At 38.4% G+C, this 21,849-nt stretch carries 15 protein-coding genes, 1 tRNA gene, 2 rRNA genes, 1 pseudogene and 1 riboswitch; of the genes and pseudogenes, 7 read left to right on the top strand and 12 right to left on the bottom strand.

Features of this window, described 5'->3' with window-relative positions; all coding sequences use genetic code 11:
* Positions 1-39 precede the first annotated feature (39 nt).
* From BK577_RS11640 to BK577_RS11630, 3 genes are all read right to left on the bottom strand, one after another.
* Positions 40-2,969, bottom strand: a 23S ribosomal RNA gene (locus BK577_RS11640).
* 226 nt (positions 2,970-3,195) lie between these two features.
* Positions 3,196-4,746 (bottom strand): 16S ribosomal RNA (locus tag BK577_RS11635).
* Together the 16S and 23S rRNA genes form the textbook arrangement of a ribosomal RNA operon.
* A gap of 409 nt (positions 4,747-5,155) precedes the next feature.
* Positions 5,156-5,791 carry a hypothetical protein gene (locus tag BK577_RS11630; protein WP_078433022.1) on the bottom strand — a complete coding sequence of 212 codons (636 nt, stop codon included), beginning with the start codon at positions 5,789-5,791 and terminating at the stop codon, positions 5,156-5,158.
* Between the two features lie 148 nt (positions 5,792-5,939).
* A riboswitch (TPP riboswitch) is annotated at positions 5,940-6,045 on the top strand.
* A gap of 108 nt (positions 6,046-6,153) precedes the next feature.
* On the opposite strand from BK577_RS11630, the gene thiT reads away from it, so the two are divergent.
* From thiT to BK577_RS11615, 3 genes are all read left to right on the top strand, one after another.
* On the top strand, positions 6,154-6,723 hold the full coding sequence (gene thiT, locus BK577_RS11625) for an energy-coupled thiamine transporter ThiT (RefSeq protein ID WP_078433021.1): 570 nt from the start codon (positions 6,154-6,156) through the stop codon (positions 6,721-6,723).
* 141 nt (positions 6,724-6,864) lie between these two features.
* Entirely contained in the window at positions 6,865-7,050 is a 186-nt protein-coding gene (locus BK577_RS11620; protein WP_078433020.1) for a hypothetical protein, read from the top strand.
* Positions 7,051-7,182: 132 nt separating this feature from the next.
* A complete protein-coding gene (locus BK577_RS11615; protein ID WP_078433019.1) occupies positions 7,183-8,301 on the top strand; it encodes a hypothetical protein in 1,119 nt (372 codons plus the stop codon).
* A gap of 13 nt (positions 8,302-8,314) precedes the next feature.
* Here BK577_RS11615 and BK577_RS11610 read toward each other — a convergent pair whose 3' ends face one another.
* Both BK577_RS11610 and BK577_RS11605 read right to left on the bottom strand, forming a co-directional pair.
* Positions 8,315-9,226: a DMT family transporter gene (locus BK577_RS11610; RefSeq protein WP_078433018.1), complete on the bottom strand. Its 912-nt coding sequence runs from the start codon at positions 9,224-9,226 to the stop codon at positions 8,315-8,317.
* Between the two features lie 134 nt (positions 9,227-9,360).
* The gene (locus BK577_RS11605) at positions 9,361-10,146 is read right to left on the bottom strand and encodes a hypothetical protein (RefSeq protein WP_078433017.1); all 786 of its coding nucleotides are present in this window, start codon (positions 10,144-10,146) and stop codon (positions 9,361-9,363) included.
* A gap of 219 nt (positions 10,147-10,365) precedes the next feature.
* Here BK577_RS11605 and BK577_RS11600 point away from each other — a divergent pair, with 219 nt between their 5' ends.
* Positions 10,366-11,751 carry a protoporphyrinogen oxidase gene (locus BK577_RS11600; RefSeq protein ID WP_078433016.1) on the top strand — a complete coding sequence of 462 codons (1,386 nt, stop codon included), beginning with the start codon at positions 10,366-10,368 and terminating at the stop codon, positions 11,749-11,751.
* Positions 11,752-11,791: 40 nt separating this feature from the next.
* Here BK577_RS11600 and BK577_RS11595 read toward each other — a convergent pair whose 3' ends face one another.
* The 3 genes from BK577_RS11595 to BK577_RS11585 form a co-directional block, all read right to left on the bottom strand.
* Positions 11,792-12,670, bottom strand: coding sequence for an SMP-30/gluconolactonase/LRE family protein (locus BK577_RS11595; protein WP_078433015.1), 879 nt, complete (start codon positions 12,668-12,670; stop codon positions 11,792-11,794).
* Positions 12,671-12,736: 66 nt separating this feature from the next.
* Positions 12,737-14,587, bottom strand: coding sequence for an ABC transporter ATP-binding protein (locus BK577_RS11590; RefSeq protein WP_078433014.1), 1,851 nt, complete (start codon positions 14,585-14,587; stop codon positions 12,737-12,739).
* Positions 14,584-16,311: an ABC transporter ATP-binding protein gene (locus BK577_RS11585; protein WP_078433013.1), complete on the bottom strand. Its 1,728-nt coding sequence runs from the start codon at positions 16,309-16,311 to the stop codon at positions 14,584-14,586. Before BK577_RS11585 ends, BK577_RS11590 begins: the two co-directional genes overlap by 4 nt.
* 170 nt (positions 16,312-16,481) lie before the next feature.
* On the opposite strand from BK577_RS11585, the gene BK577_RS11580 reads away from it, so the two are divergent.
* Entirely contained in the window at positions 16,482-16,847 is a 366-nt protein-coding gene (locus BK577_RS11580; protein WP_078433553.1) for a DUF2188 domain-containing protein, read from the top strand.
* A 99-nt stretch (positions 16,848-16,946) separates the two neighbouring features.
* A tRNA-Ala gene (locus BK577_RS11575) sits at positions 16,947-17,019 on the top strand.
* A gap of 398 nt (positions 17,020-17,417) precedes the next feature.
* Here BK577_RS11575 and BK577_RS11570 read toward each other — a convergent pair.
* The 3 genes and pseudogenes from BK577_RS11570 to BK577_RS11560 all read right to left on the bottom strand — a co-directional run bounded on the left by BK577_RS11570 (position 17,418) and on the right by BK577_RS11560 (position 19,741).
* The gene (locus BK577_RS11570) at positions 17,418-17,615 is read right to left on the bottom strand and encodes a hypothetical protein (RefSeq protein WP_078433012.1); all 198 of its coding nucleotides are present in this window, start codon (positions 17,613-17,615) and stop codon (positions 17,418-17,420) included.
* A complete protein-coding gene (locus tag BK577_RS11565) occupies positions 17,599-18,786 on the bottom strand; it encodes a DUF4062 domain-containing protein (RefSeq protein ID WP_169908227.1) in 1,188 nt (395 codons plus the stop codon). Before BK577_RS11565 ends, BK577_RS11570 begins: the two co-directional genes overlap by 17 nt.
* 569 nt (positions 18,787-19,355) lie before the next feature.
* Positions 19,356-19,741, bottom strand: a pseudogene (locus BK577_RS11560) (PH domain-containing protein).
* Positions 19,742-20,041: 300 nt separating this feature from the next.
* Here BK577_RS11560 and BK577_RS11555 point away from each other — a divergent pair.
* The gene (locus tag BK577_RS11555) at positions 20,042-20,242 is read left to right on the top strand and encodes a cold-shock protein (protein ID WP_026562009.1); all 201 of its coding nucleotides are present in this window, start codon (positions 20,042-20,044) and stop codon (positions 20,240-20,242) included.
* 291 nt (positions 20,243-20,533) lie between these two features.
* Here the strand turns inward: BK577_RS11555 and BK577_RS11550 are convergent, their stop codons facing one another.
* Positions 20,534-21,775 (bottom strand): dicarboxylate/amino acid:cation symporter, encoded by a 1,242-nt coding sequence (locus BK577_RS11550; RefSeq protein ID WP_078433010.1) that lies wholly within the window; start codon positions 21,773-21,775, stop codon positions 20,534-20,536.
* Between the last annotated feature and the right edge of the window lie 74 nt (positions 21,776-21,849).

Below are 21,849 nucleotides of genomic sequence, written 5' to 3'. Positions count from 1 at the left end.
ACGATTCACAATTCAATTCACTAAGCATTCGCTTATTGTTAGGTTAAGTCCTCGATCGATTAGTATCAGTCAGCTCCACACGTCACCGCGCTTCCACCTCTGACCTATCAACCTGATCATCTTTCAGGGATCTTACTCACTAATGTGATGGGAAATCTCATCTTGAGGGGGGCTTCATGCTTAGATGCTTTCAGCACTTATCCCTTCCGCACATAGCTACCCAGCTATGCCTTTGGCAAGACAACTGGTACACCAGCGGTGCGTCCATCCCGGTCCTCTCGTACTAAGGACAGCTCCTCTCAAATTTCCTACGCCCACGACGGATAGGGACCGAACTGTCTCACGACGTTCTGAACCCAGCTCGCGTACCGCTTTAATGGGCGAACAGCCCAACCCTTGGGACCGACTACAGCCCCAGGATGCGATGAGCCGACATCGAGGTGCCAAACCTCCCCGTCGATGTGGACTCTTGGGGGAGATAAGCCTGTTATCCCCGGGGTAGCTTTTATCCGTTGAGCGATGGCCCTTCCATGCGGAACCACCGGATCACTAAGCCCGACTTTCGTCCCTGCTCGACTTGTAGGTCTCGCAGTCAAGCTCCCTTGTGCCTTTACACTCTACGAATGATTTCCAACCATTCTGAGGGAACCTTTGGGCGCCTCCGTTACATTTTAGGAGGCGACCGCCCCAGTCAAACTGCCCACCTGACACTGTCTCCCAGCCCGATCAGGGCTGTGGGTTAGAATTTCAATACAGCCAGGGTAGTATCCCACCGACGCCTCCACCGAAGCTAGCGCTCCGGCTTCTCAGGCTCCTACCTATCCTGTACAAGCTGTACCAAAATTCAATATCAGGCTACAGTAAAGCTCCACGGGGTCTTTCCGTCCTGTCGCGGGTAACCTGCATCTTCACAGGTACTATAATTTCACCGAGTCTCTCGTTGAGACAGTGCCCAGATCGTTACGCCTTTCGTGCGGGTCGGAACTTACCCGACAAGGAATTTCGCTACCTTAGGACCGTTATAGTTACGGCCGCCGTTTACTGGGGCTTCGGTTCAAAGCTTCGCTTGCGCTAACCTCTCCCCTTAACCTTCCAGCACCGGGCAGGCGTCAGCCCCTATACTTCGCCTTGCGGCTTCGCAGAGACCTGTGTTTTTGCTAAACAGTCGCCTGGGCCTATTCACTGCGGCTTTTCCGGGCTATTCACCCTAAAAAGCACCCCTTCTCCCGAAGTTACGGGGTCATTTTGCCGAGTTCCTTAACGAGAGTTCTCTCGCTCACCTTAGGATTCTCTCCTCGCCTACCTGTGTCGGTTTGCGGTACGGGCACCTCTCACCTCGCTAGAGGCTTTTCTTGGCAGTGTGGAATCAGGAACTTCGGTACTATAGTTCCCTCGCCATCACAGCTCAGCTTATGTGACAATGGGATTTGCCTCATTGTCAGCCTAACTGCTTGGACGCGCATATCCAACAGCGCGCTTACCCTATCCTTCTGCGTCCCCCCATTGCTCAAATGGTGAGGAGGTGGTACAGGAATTTCAACCTGTTGGCCATCGCCTACGCCTTTCGGCCTCGGCTTAGGTCCCGACTAACCCTGAGCGGACGAGCCTTCCTCAGGAAACCTTAGGCATTCGGTGGAGGGGATTCTCACCCCTCTTTCGCTACTCATACCGGCATTCTCACTTCTAAGCGCTCCACGAGTCCTTCCGGTCTCGCTTCTCAGCCCTTAGAACGCTCTCCTACCATTGTTCTAAAAGAACAATCCACAGCTTCGGTGATACGTTTAGCCCCGGTACATTTTCGGCGCAGAGTCACTCGACCAGTGAGCTATTACGCACTCTTTAAATGGTGGCTGCTTCTAAGCCAACATCCTGGTTGTCTAAGCAACTCCACATCCTTTTCCACTTAACGTATACTTTGGGACCTTAGCTGGTGGTCTGGGCTGTTTCCCTCTTGACTACGGATCTTATCACTCGCAGTCTGACTCCTGAACATAAGTCTTTGGCATTCGGAGTTTGACTGAATTCGGTAACCCGATGGGGGCCCCTAGTCCAATCAGTGCTCTACCTCCAAGACTCTCATTTCAAGGCTAGCCCTAAAGCTATTTCGGAGAGAACCAGCTATCTCCAAGTTCGATTGGAATTTCTCCGCTACCCACACCTCATCCCCGCACTTTTCAACGTGCGTGGGTTCGGGCCTCCATTCAGTGTTACCTGAACTTCACCCTGGACATGGGTAGATCACCTGGTTTCGGGTCTACGACCACGTACTCATTCGCCCTATTCAGACTCGCTTTCGCTGCGGCTCCGTCTTATCAACTTAACCTTGCACGGGATCGTAACTCGCCGGTTCATTCTACAAAAGGCACGCCATTACCCATTAACGGGCTTTGACTACTTGTAGGCACACGGTTTCAGGATCTCTTTCACTCCCCTTCCGGGGTGCTTTTCACCTTTCCCTCACGGTACTGGTTCACTATCGGTCACTAGGGAGTATTTAGCCTTGGGAGATGGTCCTCCCTGCTTCCGACGGGATTTCACGTGTCCCGCCGTACTCAGGATCCACTCTGGAGGGAACGAAGTTTCAACTACAGGGTTGTTACCTTCTTTGACGGGCCTTTCCAGACCTCTTCATTTACTCCGTTCCTTTGTAACTCCGTATAGAGTGTCCTACAACCCCAAGAGGCAAGCCTCTTGGTTTGGGCTAATTCCGTTTCGCTCGCCGCTACTCAGGAAATCGCGTTTGCTTTCTCTTCCTCCGGGTACTTAGATGTTTCAGTTCCCCGGGTCTGCCTTTATTACCCTATGTATTCAGGTAAAAATACTACTCCATTACGAGCAGTGGGTTTCCCCATTCGGAAATCTCCGGATCAAAGCTTACTTACAGCTCCCCGAAGCATATCGGTGTTAGTACCGTCCTTCATCGGCTCCTAGTGCCAAGGCATCCACCGTGCGCCCTTAACAACTTAACCTTTGACATCAAAGATGTCACTTACATTATTAAGAGAATCACTAAACTAAGCGTTTAAACTCAGTGAATTACTTGAATTGTTTTCGTTATCTAGTTTTCAAGGAACATAAAGCACAGGATCATCAAATGCTGAATGCATTTTCACTCCTATGTGTTTTCTTACTTATTGAAAGATCGTATGATCTCTCAAAACTAAACAAAATACCAAGCATGCCTCATATCCTTAGAAAGGAGGTGATCCAGCCGCACCTTCCGATACGGCTACCTTGTTACGACTTCACCCCAATCATCTGTCCCACCTTAGGCGGCTGGCTCCTTACGGTTACCCCACCGACTTCGGGTGTTACAAACTCTCGTGGTGTGACGGGCGGTGTGTACAAGGCCCGGGAACGTATTCACCGCGGCATGCTGATCCGCGATTACTAGCGATTCCGGCTTCATGCAGGCGAGTTGCAGCCTGCAATCCGAACTGAGAATGGTTTTATGGGATTGGCTTGACTTCGCAGTCTTGCAGCCCTTTGTACCATCCATTGTAGCACGTGTGTAGCCCAGGTCATAAGGGGCATGATGATTTGACGTCATCCCCACCTTCCTCCGGTTTGTCACCGGCAGTCACCTTAGAGTGCCCAACTGAATGCTGGCAACTAAGATCAAGGGTTGCGCTCGTTGCGGGACTTAACCCAACATCTCACGACACGAGCTGACGACAACCATGCACCACCTGTCACTTCGTCCCCCGAAGGGGAACCTTCTATCTCTAGAAGTAGCGAAGGATGTCAAGACCTGGTAAGGTTCTTCGCGTTGCTTCGAATTAAACCACATGCTCCACCGCTTGTGCGGGCCCCCGTCAATTCCTTTGAGTTTCAGTCTTGCGACCGTACTCCCCAGGCGGAGTGCTTAATGCGTTTGCTGCAGCACTAAAGGGCGGAAACCCTCTAACACTTAGCACTCATCGTTTACGGCGTGGACTACCAGGGTATCTAATCCTGTTCGCTCCCCACGCTTTCGCGCCTCAGCGTCAGTTACAGACCAGAGAGTCGCCTTCGCCACTGGTGTTCCTCCACATCTCTACGCATTTCACCGCTACACGTGGAATTCCACTCTCCTCTTCTGCACTCAAGTTCCCCAGTTTCCAATGACCCTCCACGGTTGAGCCGTGGGCTTTCACATCAGACTTAAGAAACCGCCTGCGCGCGCTTTACGCCCAATAATTCCGGACAACGCTTGCCACCTACGTATTACCGCGGCTGCTGGCACGTAGTTAGCCGTGGCTTTCTGGTTAGGTACCGTCAAGGTACCAGCAGTTACTCTGGTACTTGTTCTTCCCTAACAACAGAACTTTACGACCCGAAGGCCTTCATCGTTCACGCGGCGTTGCTCCGTCAGACTTTCGTCCATTGCGGAAGATTCCCTACTGCTGCCTCCCGTAGGAGTCTGGGCCGTGTCTCAGTCCCAGTGTGGCCGATCACCCTCTCAGGTCGGCTACGCATCGTTGCCTTGGTGAGCCGTTACCTCACCAACTAGCTAATGCGCCGCGGGTCCATCTGTAAGTGACAGCCAAAGGCCGTCTTTCAATTTTGAACCATGCGGTTCAAAATGTTATCCGGTATTAGCTCCGGTTTCCCGGAGTTATCCCAATCTTACAGGCAGGTTACCCACGTGTTACTCACCCGTCCGCCGCTAATCTTTGGGAGCAAGCTCCCTCAGATTCGCTCGACTTGCATGTATTAGGCACGCCGCCAGCGTTCGTCCTGAGCCAGGATCAAACTCTCCAATAAAGTGTTTGATATAGCTCATAAAAGTTTTGTACTATATAGTACGTTTTTGTTAATCGAAATTAACGTTGGCACGCTTGGTTTTGTTTAGTTTTCAAAGATCATTTCGTTTGTCGTTCTCTTCGGAAGCGACTTTATTAATATAACATCTTACAAACAGCTTGTCAACTTTTTTTCGGTTGTTGTTTTTTCTGTTTGTTTTCTTGCTCATCACTACCGCAGCAGCGACGTTTAATAATATATCACGATATTTTTATTACAGCAAGTACTTTTTTCATTTTTATTTATTTTTTAATAAAAATTGATAGTAAACATCTAATTTAGTCTGCTGACCATATAGTTGATTCTATAATTGTACCAAAAAAGGATACAGAAAACGATCTGTATCCCTAAAGCAGGATTATCTATATTTTTAATGAATTCCTTCAACAATAAAGTTGCCATTATTATATTGTTGTTCTAACAATACAATTGCTTTATATCCCTCAACATCATTTACATCAAGCAAAATATTCTTCAATATATAGAACGATCTTATTTGTGGAGGCGTTTCTTCTTTTTTATTCGATTCGACAAATAATGCAGGAGCTAATTTTATATGTTCCTCACAGTAACTTTTCCACTTTTGTAGGTGACACTTATTTTCTTCTGCTGATACTTCATATATATGTATTAACTTTTGATAAGCTCGATGAAGAGTAAAAAGACATTTCGAGCGATGGATCACTTCAATAAGTAATGATTCTGCTAAATAATATTCTTTGGAATCAAAAGCCCAGGCAGCATTCCCTAAAAGGAAACGACAATCGTCTCTCTTGGTTGTTGCAATACTATTCGGATGATCTATATCTTCCCCTTTTATACTTCCACCAAATGACCACTTTGTACAATTACGGATAAAAGACCTTTCATGCGGATCTAAGTTATCCCAAAAATCAACAAGTTGTAATTGCTGAATTATTCCCCCATACTTCTTTTCTTTTTGCTGAACATTCAAATTCCCACTAAAAGCAGGTTGTTTGAATTGAAAAATATTTTTTATTCCCATATATTCACCTCGTGGACAATTCTGGTGAATTATATGTACTGCCCTGTTGGTTAATTACAATAAAACATTCAGATTCTCTCTAATTCTATTTTTTAGTTGTTGATTAGTTAATGATGGTGTATAGTTATGTCTAAAATAAATAATACGTTTAAACCACAGGGGGAGCCTTTTAGCTGAGATTGAATGACTTCGATCATTCTAACCCTTTGAACCTGTTAGTTAATACTAGTGTAGGGATGTGGATGATCATCTATAAATGTAATGTTTGGACTACTTATGATCATTCCAATCATTGCTTTTTTTATTTTATTCACAGAAATGAAAGGTTCCCTTTGGTTTAATAAAAAAGTGAGGGAATAAGATTGCAAAGAAATCAGCGTTTAGTATTTTTAATCGAAGTTGCCATGTTAGGGGCTTTAGCATTTTTATTGGATTTATTATCAGGGGTTATCGGGAAATTACCACAAGGTGGATCTATTTCATTAGGCATGATACCAGTATTTATTATGGCATATCGCTGGGGATTAAAAGGCGGATTATTAACTGGACTTATTTTAGGTTTATTACAAGCAATTATTAACCCATATATCGTTCACCCTGTTCAAGGTTTCCTCGATTATTATTTAGCTTTCACTTTAGTAGGAGCAAGTGGTGTATTCTATAAAGCTATACAAAATGCCTTAACTAATAAAAATCGAAAAGTGGCCATTTTATTTATAACACTGGGAACCATTTTAGGCGGCATACTTAGAGCAGCTGCACATATCATTGCAGGAGTTTTCTTTTTTGCTTCTTTCGCACCAGAAGGAACACCTGTTTTAATCTATTCGATCGGATACAATGCTTCCTATATGATCCCTACAATAATAGTTTCAGCCATTGTTGCTAGTTTATTATTACTAACAGCTCCACGATTGGTAAATATAAAATAGTTCATTACCTTGGTCATTGACCAAGGTTTTTGTTTGTCTATTTAATCTATCCCTTATATCTTTTTAAAAAGTTATCATATTCAATCGTTCTCCGGCATGTATTAATAGAAAGACTAGATTGTATATAACGGAGGACAAAAGATGAGTATATCCCTTGCTATTATTCTACTAACTTTATTTCTATCTTTATTTCACTTTTCCTATGGATATAAGGAAGCTATTCGAATTAGTAATGAAGAAGGACCTGTTCACGGTTTGTCTTTAATTATTAGCTTCCCCTTGGGTTTTGTATTTGCTTATCTATGTTCAATTTTTTACTTACAATAATTTATAGAGGATGGTTCATAGGGTTCGGAACCCTATGAACCATCCTCTTTTCATGCTTAATCACCGTCATTTTTTTAGGACCTTGTTCATATGTATAAAGAATATAAAAGATCACCTATCTTGGAGGTCACATTGAAAACATTTATCTGGGTCTTAAAGAATTTCATCTATTTTTTACTTGTTTTTTGTGTGCTTTTTGTCATTTCTGTATGTATCCATTTATTTTTCAACATAAAAATTTCTACATCTTATAGCATTATCATGACGCTGGTTTCCTTTTTATTTTTTTGTTTTTGTCTTTATTTAATTCTTTGCCCTAAGAAAGATTTTATATTTATTAACAAAAGAAGTGGTATTCTACCGTTTATTTTACTAACCATTAGCACAACTTTTTTATCTATCTATTTTTTATCCATCAATCTAATGATCGCAACAGAACTTGGAGAAAACCTGACAATTGAAGAAAAATACCAATTATATATGATTCCTTTTCAAAAGAAAACTGTCACACTGGCTGATTATCGAGAGATGAAGGAAGATAAATTAACGTCTACATATGGTCATGTAGATATTTATCATGATCCGGAAGAGATCGAATTAATTCCTATAATTGAAGATTCACTTGATAAAGCTGATAAACTTACAACAACGATTTTCGGAGAGGTGAAAGATAATCAAATTGATTTAATCCTTCATTCCTCAACTCAAGAATTATATGAAAAGACTTCATTAATTGAAACAATGGGATATTTTGATGATCCAAACAACATAATAGGTATCGCCATTACAGACAAATCAAACATCCTCGCTGATCAGATGCCTCAATCTTTTTATTTTCAAAGTACACTTCTACATGAATATACACATTATCGTTTACAAGCATTTATTAAACAACAAGGCCTCTATGTATATAGAATTCCTTTATGGTTTCATGAGGGTGTTGCAGAATACGTCGGAATGTATAATGTAGCCCATAGATATTATCCTTTTCAAGAGGTTGAATTTGTAAATCTTGATAGCCACCAAGATTGGGAAAAGTATCGATTAGAGAAGTATGATGTTTATTTACAGAGTTATTATGGAATTAAATATCTTGTTGATCAATATGGAGAATCTATGATCAAAACAATTGTTATAGAAACAGCAAAGGAAAATGATTTTAATAAGGGATTTTTGAAAGCAACCGGGATAACAATTGATGAGTTACAAGAACTGTATGTCAAAGAAGCAAAACAATCCTATACGGAATAAAGCCTCCAATTCACTAATTGGTAGGCTTTATTTCTTTTTGCATCACCTTTAATATTTTCCTCTCAAACACATAGAAAATGATGCCTATCATAATGATCATTCCTCCAATAACCTGCGGAAGAATCATTTTTTCTCCTAGTATATAATATGCAAGAATAATAGATCCTACCGGTTCAAAGAGAATCATGACTGAGATGGTATTCGTACTTACCCACTTTAAAGACCAATTAAATAGCGAATGACCTAATAGAGTTGCAACAACTGCTAATAACAGAAAATACATCCAATCTTCCTTTGGATAAGGTCCTAATGGATATTGCAATAAAAGACAATAGCATAATAGGGTTATTGAGCTTATTCCATATACAATAAACGTGTACAATGTTAAAGAATGACGCTTTCGTATTCCTTGCCCAAATAAAAGATATGCCGTAATCATCGCACATGCTGCTAATGCCAATAAGTCACCGATTAATGCTATACCGCTTATTTTAAAATCTCCCCAGCTGATTATCACACTTCCAGTTATAGCGATCAACCCGCTAATAATGGCCACAATGGACACTTTTTCTTTAAAAAACAAAAAAGTACCGATAAATGCAAACAAAGGCTGAAGGGTTACTAATACAACTGAACTAGCCACAGATGTGTAATTTAACGATTCAAACCATAAGATAAAATGAAAGGATAATAATACGCCTGCGATTGTTGAATAGATCCAGTCTTTTTTTGAGAGATTTTTCATTTCAGAGAAATGTCTTAAGAAGAAGATCGGCGCAATAAGAACAGTTGAAAACAACAGCCGATAAAAAGCAATAACAGGAGCTGGAGCAGTTGCTAACTTTACAAAAATGGCTGATGTAGAAACAGCAATAACCCCAACAATTAAAGCAGCATAAGGTAGAAATCGTGGTGATGATTCCACTTGTTTTCCTCCAATCTTTCACTATAAAAAGCTTTCAACATTTTAACACGAAAGATATGGTTGCAGCATGAAAGTTTTTGTAAAAGCAAAAATTCAGAAGAGGATGACTATATGATAAAGTCATCCTCTTCCATTTATTTATGTGAATGGTCTCCTTTGTGATGCCTTTCTTGATGTCTCATAAAGTGTAAATCCCGATTTTCATCATCAAAAGGAAATAGCTTTTGTTTTTTGGCTTCTTCTTTGTAATTAACGAAAATATCCTCTAAAATTTCCTGGGTTGATTTATTTTTCACATCAATCCCCAGCTTTTCAGCAGTTTGCAGGGTCTTTTTATCGATAACTTCGCGGGCAATTTCTTTTAATTCCTTACCATCTGTATTAATTCCTAATTCTTTTGCAGCATTCATAACACTGACTTCAAATATTTCTCTACTTACGTCATCTAATGATTTACCCGATGTATCAATATTGTGTTCTTTTGCCTTATTCATAATGAGAGTTTCTCGAATTTCCTCTGCGATTTCTTTCATTTCTTTTCCATCTGTTTTAATCCCTAATTCTTTTGCTTTGTTTAAAATATGTAATTCTCTAATTTCCTTTGCAATTTCTTCAATCTTTTTTCCTTCTGTTTTAATTCCCAGCTCTTTTGCTTTTTCTAAAATTTTCGCCTCATGAACTTCACGAGCTAAAACCTCTGTATCTTTTCCTTCTGTTTCAATCCCTAATTCTTCCGCACGCTTTTTAATGATTTCCGGATTCATTTGATGTCTTTTATGATGAAACTCTTCCTTATTAAGACCTATATCCATAAGTGTGGGTTCATCTTTAATACTATTTTCTGCGAACGCATGATTAACTCCTATTAAACTTAACGTTAAAACACTGACTGACACCAATATACCCAATTTCCTATTCATTTTTCACTACCTCCTGAAATTTTCACATACTATTTATTTCCAAACGTGACCTTCTCCATTTATAGTCTCCAATATTCTTAAAATAATTGTTAAAAATATGTTTCATTTTTTCGACATTACCTAAAATGGTGTGTACACTTGGGTATAACATATATAATGTGAAATAGATAACATGTTTACGACTAGATAATTGTTAGCTAGTCATTAGGAGTGAAATTAGTGAAAACGGTTCTCGTTATAGGTGGCGGCATTACAGGTCTTACTGCCATGTATTATTTACAAAAATATAAAAATGAACAAAAACTGGACTTACAACTCATTCTTGTTGAGCAAAGCAAGCAATTAGGTGGAAAAATTCGATCCGTACACCATGATGATTTTATAATGGAAACGGGTGCGGACTCGATTGTTGCACGAAACGAAGGTGTTATGCCAATAATTAAAGAGTTACAAATGGAAGAAGAAATTGTATACAATGAAACAGGTATTTCCTATATCTATACAAAAAATGAACTAAAGCCAATTCCTGCTGATTCCGTTTTTGGAATTCCTACTAGCATAAAATCATTATTCAGCAGTACTTTAATCTCTCCGAAAGGAAAAATGGTGGCATTAAAGGACTTTGTCACAAAAAACAAACATTTCACAAGTGAGGATTCCGTCGGAGAATTTCTTGAGGCTTTTTTAGGAAAGGAAATCGTGGAAAATCAAATATCACCAGTTCTTTCGGGTGTTTATTCCGGTAAACTTAATAAACTTACCATGGCTTCTACCCTTCCCTATCTACTAGAGTATAAAAATCAGTACGGTAGTATTATCCGTGGAATGTCTAAAAACAAAGCAAAATTCCAATCATCCAGTAATAAGAAATTTGTTTCTTTTAAAGGTGGACTTTCGGCTATTATTGATTCGCTTGAAAAACAATTAACAGATGTAGACATCCTCACAGGAGTAAAGTCAAACAACATAAAGCATATTGAAAACAAATATGAAGTTACATTGGATAATCATGATACAATCTCAGCGGATTTTGTTGTTTTAGCAACACCTCATGATGTAGCACAGAAAATATTAAACGATCATGATCTCGATCATGAATTTGATAAATTAAAGAACTCGTCACTTACTAGTGTTTATCTTGGCTTCGATATTCCAGATGATAAACTTCCTGCCAACGGCACCGGTTTTATCGTAACAGAAAATAGTGATCTTCATTGTGATGCTTGTACATGGACTAGCAGGAAATGGACACATACGTCCTCAAAGAGAAAACTCCTTGTTCGCCTATTTTATAAGAGCTCAAATTCTTTCTATGAAACATTAAAGAATATGAGTGAGCAGGAAATGATCCAAACAGCGTTAACTGATATCGAAAAAAGCCTTGGCATTACCGCTCAACCGATCACTGTTGAAGTAACAAACTGGGACAATTTAATGCCTAACTACCATCTTGAGCATAATCTTGCAGTGACCTCACTTAGTAAAAAAATGAGTGAAACGTTCCCAAACCTTTTTATCGCTGGTGCCTCTTATTTTGGAGTAGGTATTGGAGCATGTATCAAGAACGGAAAACAGACAGCAGAAAAAATTGTCGATTTTTTATAAGAAAAAGCAGTGTAATCACTATCGATCACACTGCTTTTTCTTATATGGAGCCTCTGTAAACTTGACCTACCATGCCTTTTTCTTTTGTTTTCACTTTAAAAAGTCCACCAGCTTGAGGATTTAAAGCTAACTCTTCTTCAGTTAAGCCTTGCCTAGCTGTTGTAATATACAACTCATCTAAATCCTTTCCTCCAAATGTACATGATGTAACATTTGATGCTGGAACATGCACTTCATCTAATTGTTTTCCACTATGGGGGTTCCATCGCGTCACCCTGGAACCTCCCCAATGCGCAACCCATATCATTCCTTCCTGATCAATTGTCATTCCATCCGGGGAACCCATTCCATTTGGGATTTGCACGGCTGTTTCTTTATAAACGATATCTCCTGTTTGTTGATCATAACTATAGGTTGATACTTCACCTGTAGGAGTATCAATGTAGTACATATATTTTTGATCAGGACTCCATGCCAAACCATTTGAAATGGTGACAGGTGAAATGATCTTTTTCAATTGTCCTTTAAGATCTACGCGATATAACGAGCCCATACCTTTTTTAGCACTAACATCCATTGTTCCTATATACAAACGTCCAGTAGGATCACACTTTCCATCATTAAACCGATTATGTGGTAAATCCTTTTCCGGATCATCAATTAAGGTCAATTCGTTCGTTTCTAAATCAAAAAGATGGATACCATTTTGAAGACCTACTACCAATCGGCCATCTTCTGCCGGTATGACTGCACCGATATAATGTTCTAACTGAAAAGTCTCATTATGATGGTTTTCAGGATTGTAACGATGTAGCTTTTTACTAATAATATCAACCCAATATAGAACATGTCCGTCCCAATGGGGCCCTTCTCCTAAAGTTGCCTTTTCGTCAATAACTAGTTCTGCTTGATACGCCATATTTCTTTCTCCCCCTTACATTGCCTTTCCTCATCATTCCATAAAAATAACGAGAATCCTTCTTTCTTATGAAGAAACTGACTCGGCTTGGCTGAATTGACTTTCATATAAGTCCGAATAAAAGCCTCCTGCAGCTAAAAGCTCTTCATGAGTTCCTTTTTCAATAATATTACCTTGATTCATAACTAGAATGAGATCTGCATCCCGAATCGTAGACAAACGGTGCGCAATAACAAAACTGGTTCTACCGTTTAATAGATTGTTCATCGCTTTCTGAATGTTCATTTCTGTTCTTGTATCAACACTGCTTGTTGCTTCATCAAGTATAAGAATTTTTGGGTTAGCGATAATTGCTCGAGCTATTGTAAGAAGCTGACGTTGTCCTTGAGAAAAATTTGTCGCATCCTCACCAAGCATAGTGTCATAGCCGTCAGGAAGAGTACGAATGAAATCATCTGCATAGGCATTTTTTGCTGCATCTTCAATTTCTTGATCTGTTGCATCCTTATTTCCATAAGCAATATTTTCACGTATTGTGCCATTAAATAGCCATGTATCCTGTAAAACCATTGCAAACATACTTCGAACCTGCTCCCTGCTCATATCTGATAAACTAACACCATCAACCTTTATTGATCCTTTATCCAACTCATAAAATCGCATTAATAAATTGACAATTGTCGTTTTTCCCGCCCCTGTTGGCCCAACAATTGCGACTGTCTGGCCTTCATTTACTTCCAGACTTACATCATGAATGATTGGATGGCTTTTATCATATCCGAATTGAATATGGTCGAACTCTATATGTCCCCGAAGTGAAGATACTTGAATTGAAGCATCTTTTTCTTCTTTCTCCTCTTCTTCATCTAATAAAATAAACACGCGCTCAGCGGAAGCAATCGCAACCTGTATCATATTGGCAATCCCTGCTACCTGTGCCAAGGGGTGTGAAATTTGCTGAGTGTATTGAATAAATGCTTGAACATCACCAACACGGATGCTTCCATTTAATACGAGTAATCCACCAGATATTGCGACAATTATAAATCCTAGGTTTCCGACAAACCCCATTAACGGCATCATGAGACCAGAAATAAATTGAGCTCTCCAGCTTGAGTCATAAAGTTGATCATTAATTTTATCGAATGTTTCTATCGACTTCTCCTCACGACCAAATGCTTTTATAACTTGATGTCCAGTGAACATTTCTTCTATATGTCCATTTATATTCCCAAGCTCCTCTTGTTGTTTAACGAAATGTTTTTGGGAAAATTTCGTTATAAAACCTGCCACAAATAAACTTAAAGGAATTTTCACTAATACAACTAAAGTCAGCACTGGGCTTATAACAAGCATCATGATGATAATCCCGAGAATGGAGATAACAGAGTTAATCACTTGTGTGAGTGCTTGTTGTAATGAGTTATTGATATTGTCAATATCATTTACAGCTCTACTTAATAAGTCACCATGTGAATGTTGATCAAAATACTTAAGAGGGAGCCGGGATAATTTCTCATTTACTTCCTTCCTCAATTGAGCAACCGTTCTCTGTGAAATGGACGCCATAACATATTGCTGTAAATACGAAAACAAAGATGAAAATAAGTATAAACAAATAAGAAGCAACAAAATTCTTGCAATATATTCAAAATCAACAGATGTTCCCGTGCTAAAGCTATCAAATATAGATGAAGTTGCGTCACCTAAAAGCTTTGGACTAATAACATTAAACAGTGTTGAAAAAATCGCTGCAATCGTGACAACAATCAGGCGGTTTTTCCAAGTTTTTAAGTAACCTAGCAGTCTTTTAAATGTTTTCTTAAAGTCCTTTGGCTTTTCAACTGCCATCATTCCATGTCCATGGGGACGACCGCCTCTCATAGGATGTCCGCCGCGTTGGTTTTTCTCACTCATGCACTCACCTCCCCATTCTGTTGAGAAGCAACAATTTCTTGATAAATTTTATTGTTTTCCAGCAATTCTGCATGTGTCCCAATACCTGCAACTTCTCCTTCATTTAACACGATAATTTTTTCAGCATCTTTTACCGTATTCACACGCTGAGCAACAATGATCAAAGTCGCTTCAGCTGTTTCAGATTTTAAGGCATCTCTTAGGATACGATCTGTTTTATAATCTAAGGCTGAGAAGCTATCGTCAAACAAATAAATTTGTGGTTTTCTGACAAGCGAACGTGCGATTGATAATCTTTGCTTTTGTCCACCCGAAAGGTTTACACCCGCTTGTTCAAGAGTACTATGTATCCCTTTTTCTCTCTTTTCTACAAAATCAAGTGCTTGTGCTGTTTTTAATGCTGTATAGATTTCCTCTTCGGTTGTATCTTCTTTTCCAAATGCAATATTTTCAAAAATGGTTCCACTAAATAATGTTGCTTTCTGAGGAACATAACCAATTTTGCTTCGAAGAGTACTTTGCTTTATGTTTTTTATATCCTGCCCGTCAATTAAAATCTCTCCACTTTCCACATCATAAAAACGGGGAATTAACTGAAGAACTGTTGTTTTGCCCGAACCGGTACTTCCTATGATAGCTGTGGTTTCGCCTGGCATCGCAGTAAAAGAGATTTTTTTAAGAACAGGCTTTTCCGCCCCTTCATAACGAAACGTCACATCTTTAAATTCAACCCTCCCATGATTTTGTTCAGGTAACATTTCTTGGACAGGATCTGTGATCATCGGTTTCGCCTGTAAAACTTCACTTAAACGTTTAGCAGAAACTTGTGCACGCGGAATCATAATAAAGGCCATGGATAACATTATAAGCGACATTAAAATCATGGCTGCATATTGAATAAATGCCAGTAAATTCCCTACCTGCATTTCTCCTTGATCAATCCGGATTGCGCCAAACCAAACAATCGCAATATTTGTAAAGTTCATGATGATCAACATAATCGGAAACATAAACGCCATTAGCTTACCGACTTTAATTCCAGTATCTCGAAAATCCTCATTCGCTTGATTAAATCGTGTTCTTTCATGTTCAACACGGTTAAAAGCCCGAACAACACGAACTCCTGTTAGCGCTTCCCTTAAAATCAGTGTTAAACGATCTGTTTTCTTTTGCATAGCCGAAAATAACGGAATCGCTTTTCGGGCTACGATAAAAATAACAAGCGCCAAGATGGGCAAAGCAACCAGAAATACAAGTGATAATGTACGATCACGAGACACCGCCAAAATGACTCCACCAACTAACATTAAAGGTGCCCTAGTCATCATTCTCTGCATCATATTAATCACATCCTGAACAACCTTCACATCATTTGTTGTTCTCGTAATAAGTGATGCAGAACCAAACTTTTCATATTCCTCAAGAGAGAAATGCTCAATATGAACAAATAAATGTCTTCTCATATCACGCCCAAACCCAAGTGATACCTTTGAAGCAAAATAACTTACTCCCACCATTAAAATAATCGCCACAAGAGAGCAAACTAACATCCATCCCCCTGTTTGCAGAATAAACGATACATCAGAGTTAACGATTCCTACGTCTACAATCTCAGCCATCAAAGTTGGCAAATAAAGCTCAAAAAGTATCGCAATTAACGAAAACAAAAGAACAAGAAAAAGCTGCTTTCTGTAAGGCTTTAAATATTTCATCATTTCTACCATTCGGTCACCTCATTGCACATTTTTATACTATGACCATTATAATATAGGTCTTATAGTTAACCTAATGAAATATTAGATTTGATCAAAGGCTTTCTAGTTTAAAACTCTCATTAAGTGGTAATAGACTAGTATGGTTGATTTTTACTAATAAGGAGAAAGGTGTGGTTTTAATGCCATGGAACAAAAGTGATTATCCTCCCTCTATGAAAAATCTAACTGAATCAACTAGAACAAAAGCAATTGAAATTGCTAACGCTCTATTAGAAGAAGGCTATGAAGAAGGAAGAGCAATTAGCATTGCTATTTCTAAAGCAAAAGAAGTGACAAACTCTATAGATACATCAGGAAATGACGTAACCTATCACTTAGTCCCTCATAGTGGTGAATGGGCAATAAAGAAAGAAAACTCCAAAAGAGTAACCGAGGTGTTTCATACAAAAAATGAAGCATTGGTAAAAGGAAATAAACTCGTAAAAAAGAATAATGCTAGACTTATTGTTCATAAAAAAGATGGAACGATTGAGAGAGTAAGTTGAAAGCTTCAGAGAAAATAGCGGTTTTGTTAAACAAATCCGCTATTTTTTTCTTGTCAATTTGCCTGAAGGCGTGTACAATACTGCTATATTCATTTTTACGGGGCATTAGCTCAGCTGGGAGAGCGCTACGCTGGCAGCGTAGAGGTCAGGGGTTCGAGCCCCCTATGCTCCATTATCACAAACCCTTGATAACCGAGGGTTTTTCTTATGTTTTCAATTTGTATAAAGTCTATTTCACCCTGTGGTTGGCAAACAGTTGGCAAACTCAATTTTACCAACCTAAATTCCCCCCTCCAATCTCCTTAAAAAAGTGGCATTATCTAATTAGTGTCAGTCACAATTCAAAACACATAAAATTTAGTTGTATAATTTTTCATAACCTGGTACTTACATAAAAAGGGCGCCAATCCTTGTTCAAGATAAGCGTGCTATATCCGATGTGGTCAATATCATATTCTGGCTCTCATTACTTCTAATCACTTTTAATGACCACTATCTAAATGGAACAAATAATTATAACGTAATATAATAATTAAAAAAGAGCTCCCTATTTTATAGGAACTCTTCACTTTATGGTCTGCTAGAACCTGCTGGTTTTCTTGTATATGTGTCATTAATTTCATTTAAGGTTTTTAATACAGCTTGGCTAGAACTTTTCACATGCTTCATTCTATCACGTGTACGTCTACGTCTTAGTCCTGATGGTTCAGAGGCTACGAGAATTACGTTTTCGTTATTATAATGCATACTGTTATTTCCAGTCGTCATATTGTATCCCTCCTATTAAATCAGCTAAGAAGTCTGTGTATAGTGTTGTATTAATTATAGCATATTCAATTTCATTTTTAAAGGCTTCTACCTTAGTGTTACTCCATGTTTGATCCAAAGGATAGTGGAAGCATAGTACATAATCATTTGAAGTAATAGCATAATACAATACATTCTTATCCTCAGAATATCCAATAACACTTGTATCTCCAGTGAGTGCTGAAACTACATATGAGTCGTCATTTATTAAATCATATTCAGGAGTAGGAGATGTAGCACCGGCATAACCACAAATTCTTACTTTTTCATCATCCTTTTTATATACTGTCAATGCGTTGCATTTTTCGAATTTGCCTATCTCCTCAGCTAACATTGTTCCAGGCCGCTGATAAATGTAATCCCCCACTAATGGTTCCATAGCAGTGACTAAGAATTTTCCCCAATCCGTTATTTTTCCCATATGCAGATATGAAAGAAGGTTTAAAGTGTATTCTTGATAAATAGTAAAATCTTGAGCAGCAATTGCATTATCATGAATATCTTCCTTCATTGGTACAAGTTTTATTCCTTCACCCAATCGATCACTTAGGTATCCTTTTATTTTCTTATAGGCTTCAGGGGCCTGTGCTAATACAAGCTCTTCAGTCCATATCCGTGCAGCTTGTACATCATATATGAAGGCCCAGGTAAACGGATGAATTGATTTAATCTTATCACGTTGGGCTCTTCCTAAGTCTTCACTAATAACCTGATTAACTATATCAATTGTATAATCAGGATTTCGATATTTATCTTTTCTATATTCTTTATATCTCCTATCAAGATCCAGACGAATATGTTCCTCATAAATTTGCTTTACAGTGGAATCAAGGAAAGCAATAACATATTTACCTTCTTTTATTGCTGTTCTAAACTCTTGGTATGTAGGAGTACATTTATCTGTTTCCCAATAAGTCCCTACATTTTCATTTAAGAGTAAAATAAAGATATCAGATTCCATAACCTTTTGTAGGCATGTTTTCATGAAATCTGTTTGCCATGGGTAAAAATTATCTTCAAATAATAATGGATTATGCCCTGCTTCTTCTAGTTCCTTTTTTAAATCACTGCGTAATGGAATGAGCTTGTTATCATATGCAGAACTGATAAATATCCGAGCTGGATTTGGCATAAATTTCCCCTCCTCACTAGAAATATAGCACATAAATAAACATCGTGAGAGAAAAATTCCCTTAATAAAAAGGATTTTAAATCCAATTAATTATGTTATAGAAAATGGATTTAAACTACCCTGCCTATCCTTTAATAGCAATAGGTAAGACTTTGATGTAATCTCCATCTTTTCCCCTACTCCACACCCAACGTGCGATTTACACCGCATTGAGCGTTCCATCTTATTATAAGTTAGGATTATCTTGAAATGCTCTTAATTTAGCTTCAGTGTTATTACCGAAATCTTCTCGCCCTCGACTATTGGTTAACAGTTTAAAGCCTCTCGCTCATTCCATTTAACTAGTACGTTGTCATATGCGATTTTATCAACCTCGTATAATGGTACGCGCGGCAGATGTAGGATTACTTCTAGTCCTCGCTCTAGATGTCAAGGGTTCGAGCCCCCTATGCTCCACTTGATTCAAGCCATTTCCAAGTAATTAGAAGTGGCTTTTTACTTTACTCGAAACAAAACGGTAACAATTGAACAAACCTAAAAAAAGAAGCTTGGATATCCCTCCCAAACTCCTAAATCATATATATTTTTGCTACATACGTTGCTAATGCTCTTTGTACATCGTATATACTTTTGTCTTTTTTAAATTGTTTCGAAACCGGATTAGCTGTACTGGATATCCAAATCTTCAATTCCGCATCTAAATTAAAGCTTCCGGCAGTCTCTACACTAAAATGTGTAATGCTTTTATAAGGGATAGAATGATATTCCACTTTTTTACCTGTTACACCTTGCTTATCGATTAAAATTAAACTGGTATAGTGAAAACAATTAAATCTCTGATTAATTTATAAAATTTTTTCAACTTTTTTCATTATCAATTATGACTATTTCTAATTCTTTTTCAAGTAATATCAACCTCTGACACATTCCCCATTAAACCATCTAAAATCCCCATATAAACCTCCAAAAATTTATGTCATTAGAATTAAAATTTAAAATAAAACTCCTATTCCTGAGTTGGTACTAGTCTAGTTTGATGAAAGAAGTCTAAATCCCATTTTTAAAAAGTAGCTTTTATAGAACACTTCTTTTTCTTAACCTATTTGCTTTTCCAAATATTATCTGTTATGATGAAGTAGAATTATTTTTGTTCGGTCTGTAAGGAAAAGAAGTATTTAAACTTTTCGCCTTTGATATCTAATTGAACAACTATAGTAATAAATTGTGGAATGGATCCACACAGGAGGCAACAATTATGCAACAAGGTACAGTAAAATGGTTTAACGCAGATAAAGGTTTCGGTTTCATCGAAGTTGAAGGTGGAGATGATGTATTCGTACATTTCTCAGCTATCCAAGGCGAAGGATTTAAATCTTTAGAAGAAGGCCAAAAAGTGACATTTGACACCGAGCAAGGTCAACGCGGTCTTCAAGCAACTAACGTTAATAAAGCGTAATTACTGAGGGCTCCATTATGGGAGTCCTTTTTTATTTGCATAAAAAGTAAAAAACCCCATTCATTACTGAATGGGGTGAGGACAAAACAATGTAAAAAGGTATTAAATGGTTAGCTAAAGCATAACACACTACATGTAGAATACCTAATACTATTAAAAATAATTATAATTTATTTTAATCTAGATGATCATGCATCCTGATATTTGAAGATATAGGAATATCTTTGTTGATACTTATAATTCGGCTTTAGTCAAAAATGATCATACAGCCCTGCCCTATCACAACACTCTCTAAATCCCTTTACTGTTACCTTCCCTTATACCCTTATACTTCTTCTCAGTCTCAGACACAACCAAAGCACATGCCGCATCCCCGGTAATATTAACTGCCGTACGAGCCATATCTAACAAACGGTCAATTCCTAATATTAACCCAATACCAGCAACAGGTAATCCTACAGAACTAAATACCATCGCCAATAAAATTAAACCTACACCAGGAACTCCAGCTGTACCGATACTTGCCAGCACAGCCGTTAATACAACCGTTACTAACTCGATCATTGTTAAATTCACATCATAAACCTGTGCAATAAAAATGGTTGCTACTCCCTGCATAATGGCTGTTCCATCCATGTTTATGGTAGCTCCAAGGGGTTGAACAAAACTGCTTATTGACTTAGGAATGTTCAACTCTTTTTGTGCTGTGTCCATTGAGACTGGTAATGTTGCGTTACTACTGGAAGTACTAAAGGCAACACTCATGGCAGGAGAAAACTTTTTAAAGAATATAAATGGATTATATTTTGCTAAGAGGAAAACAGCTGAACCATATGTGACGATGGAATGGATAAGAAGGGCTAAAACGACGACAATCATATATAATCCCATTGCTTTAATTGCTGATAGACCTTGACTTCCTACAGCTGTTGCAATTAAACCGAATGTTCCGTATGGCGCAAACTTCATAACAATATTCACCAAATACATCATGAGGTTATTTCCCTGCTCCACTACTGTATGCAAAGCTTCTGCTTTCTTTCCTAACATTGCAAGACCAAATCCAACAAAGATGGAAAACGCAATAATTTGGAGCATATTGCCTTCAGCAAATGCTTGAATTGGATTAGATGGGATGATGTTCAGTAATGTTTCTCCAGTTGATGGTGCTTTTTCTGCTTCAAATGTAATTCCTTCTGTATTAAAGTTTCCTACATGACCAGGTTGAATAATCATAGCAAGGAATAAACCAATAATGATCGCAATTGCTGTTGTCACTAAAAAGAAAGATATCGTTTTAAAGCCAATTCTTCCAAGCTTTTTAGGATCACCTAAACCTGCAACACCAAGTGTAATGGAAAAAAAGACAATAGGTACAACGAGCATATTAATTAAATTTAAAAATATTTGTCCTAGCGGAGTAAATAAATAGGTATCAAGGACTTTAAAAATATCAGGAGATACAATGTTTAAAACCAGACCTAAAACGGCACCTACGATTAAACCTATAATTATTTTTGTTGCCAGCCTCAAGCTAACCACCTCACTTTCTAAAATTTATGTTTTATTTCCCTAATTTATCATGATAAAAACCTATTTTTTAAGAT

Origin of the sequence: Metabacillus halosaccharovorans (genome assembly GCF_002019635.1) — a bacterium.
Classification (GTDB): Bacteria; Bacillota; Bacilli; order Bacillales; family Bacillaceae; genus Metabacillus; species Metabacillus halosaccharovorans.
This window is presented reverse-complemented; position numbering and strand designations above follow the sequence as displayed.

Excerpts from the sequence above, each read along its gene's own strand:
- BK577_RS11555 (WP_026562009.1), top strand. The coding sequence starts at position 20,042 with ATGCAACAAGGTACAGTAAAATGGTTTAACGCAGATAAAGGTTTCGGT.
- BK577_RS11605 (WP_078433017.1), bottom strand. The coding sequence starts at position 10,146 with ATGAATAGGAAATTGGGTATATTGGTGTCAGTCAGTGTTTTAACGTTA.
- BK577_RS11585 (WP_078433013.1), bottom strand. The coding sequence starts at position 16,311 with ATGGTAGAAATGATGAAATATTTAAAGCCTTACAGAAAGCAGCTTTTT.
- BK577_RS11595 (WP_078433015.1), bottom strand. The coding sequence starts at position 12,670 with ATGGCGTATCAAGCAGAACTAGTTATTGACGAAAAGGCAACTTTAGGA.
- BK577_RS11565 (WP_169908227.1), bottom strand. The coding sequence starts at position 18,786 with ATGCCAAATCCAGCTCGGATATTTATCAGTTCTGCATATGATAACAAG.
- BK577_RS11580 (WP_078433553.1), top strand. The coding sequence starts at position 16,482 with ATGCCATGGAACAAAAGTGATTATCCTCCCTCTATGAAAAATCTAACT.
- BK577_RS11620 (WP_078433020.1), top strand. The coding sequence starts at position 6,865 with ATGAGTATATCCCTTGCTATTATTCTACTAACTTTATTTCTATCTTTA.
- BK577_RS11590 (WP_078433014.1), bottom strand. The coding sequence starts at position 14,587 with ATGAGTGAGAAAAACCAACGCGGCGGACATCCTATGAGAGGCGGTCGT.
- BK577_RS11570 (WP_078433012.1), bottom strand. The coding sequence starts at position 17,615 with ATGACGACTGGAAATAACAGTATGCATTATAATAACGAAAACGTAATT.
- BK577_RS11630 (WP_078433022.1), bottom strand. The coding sequence starts at position 5,791 with ATGGGAATAAAAAATATTTTTCAATTCAAACAACCTGCTTTTAGTGGG.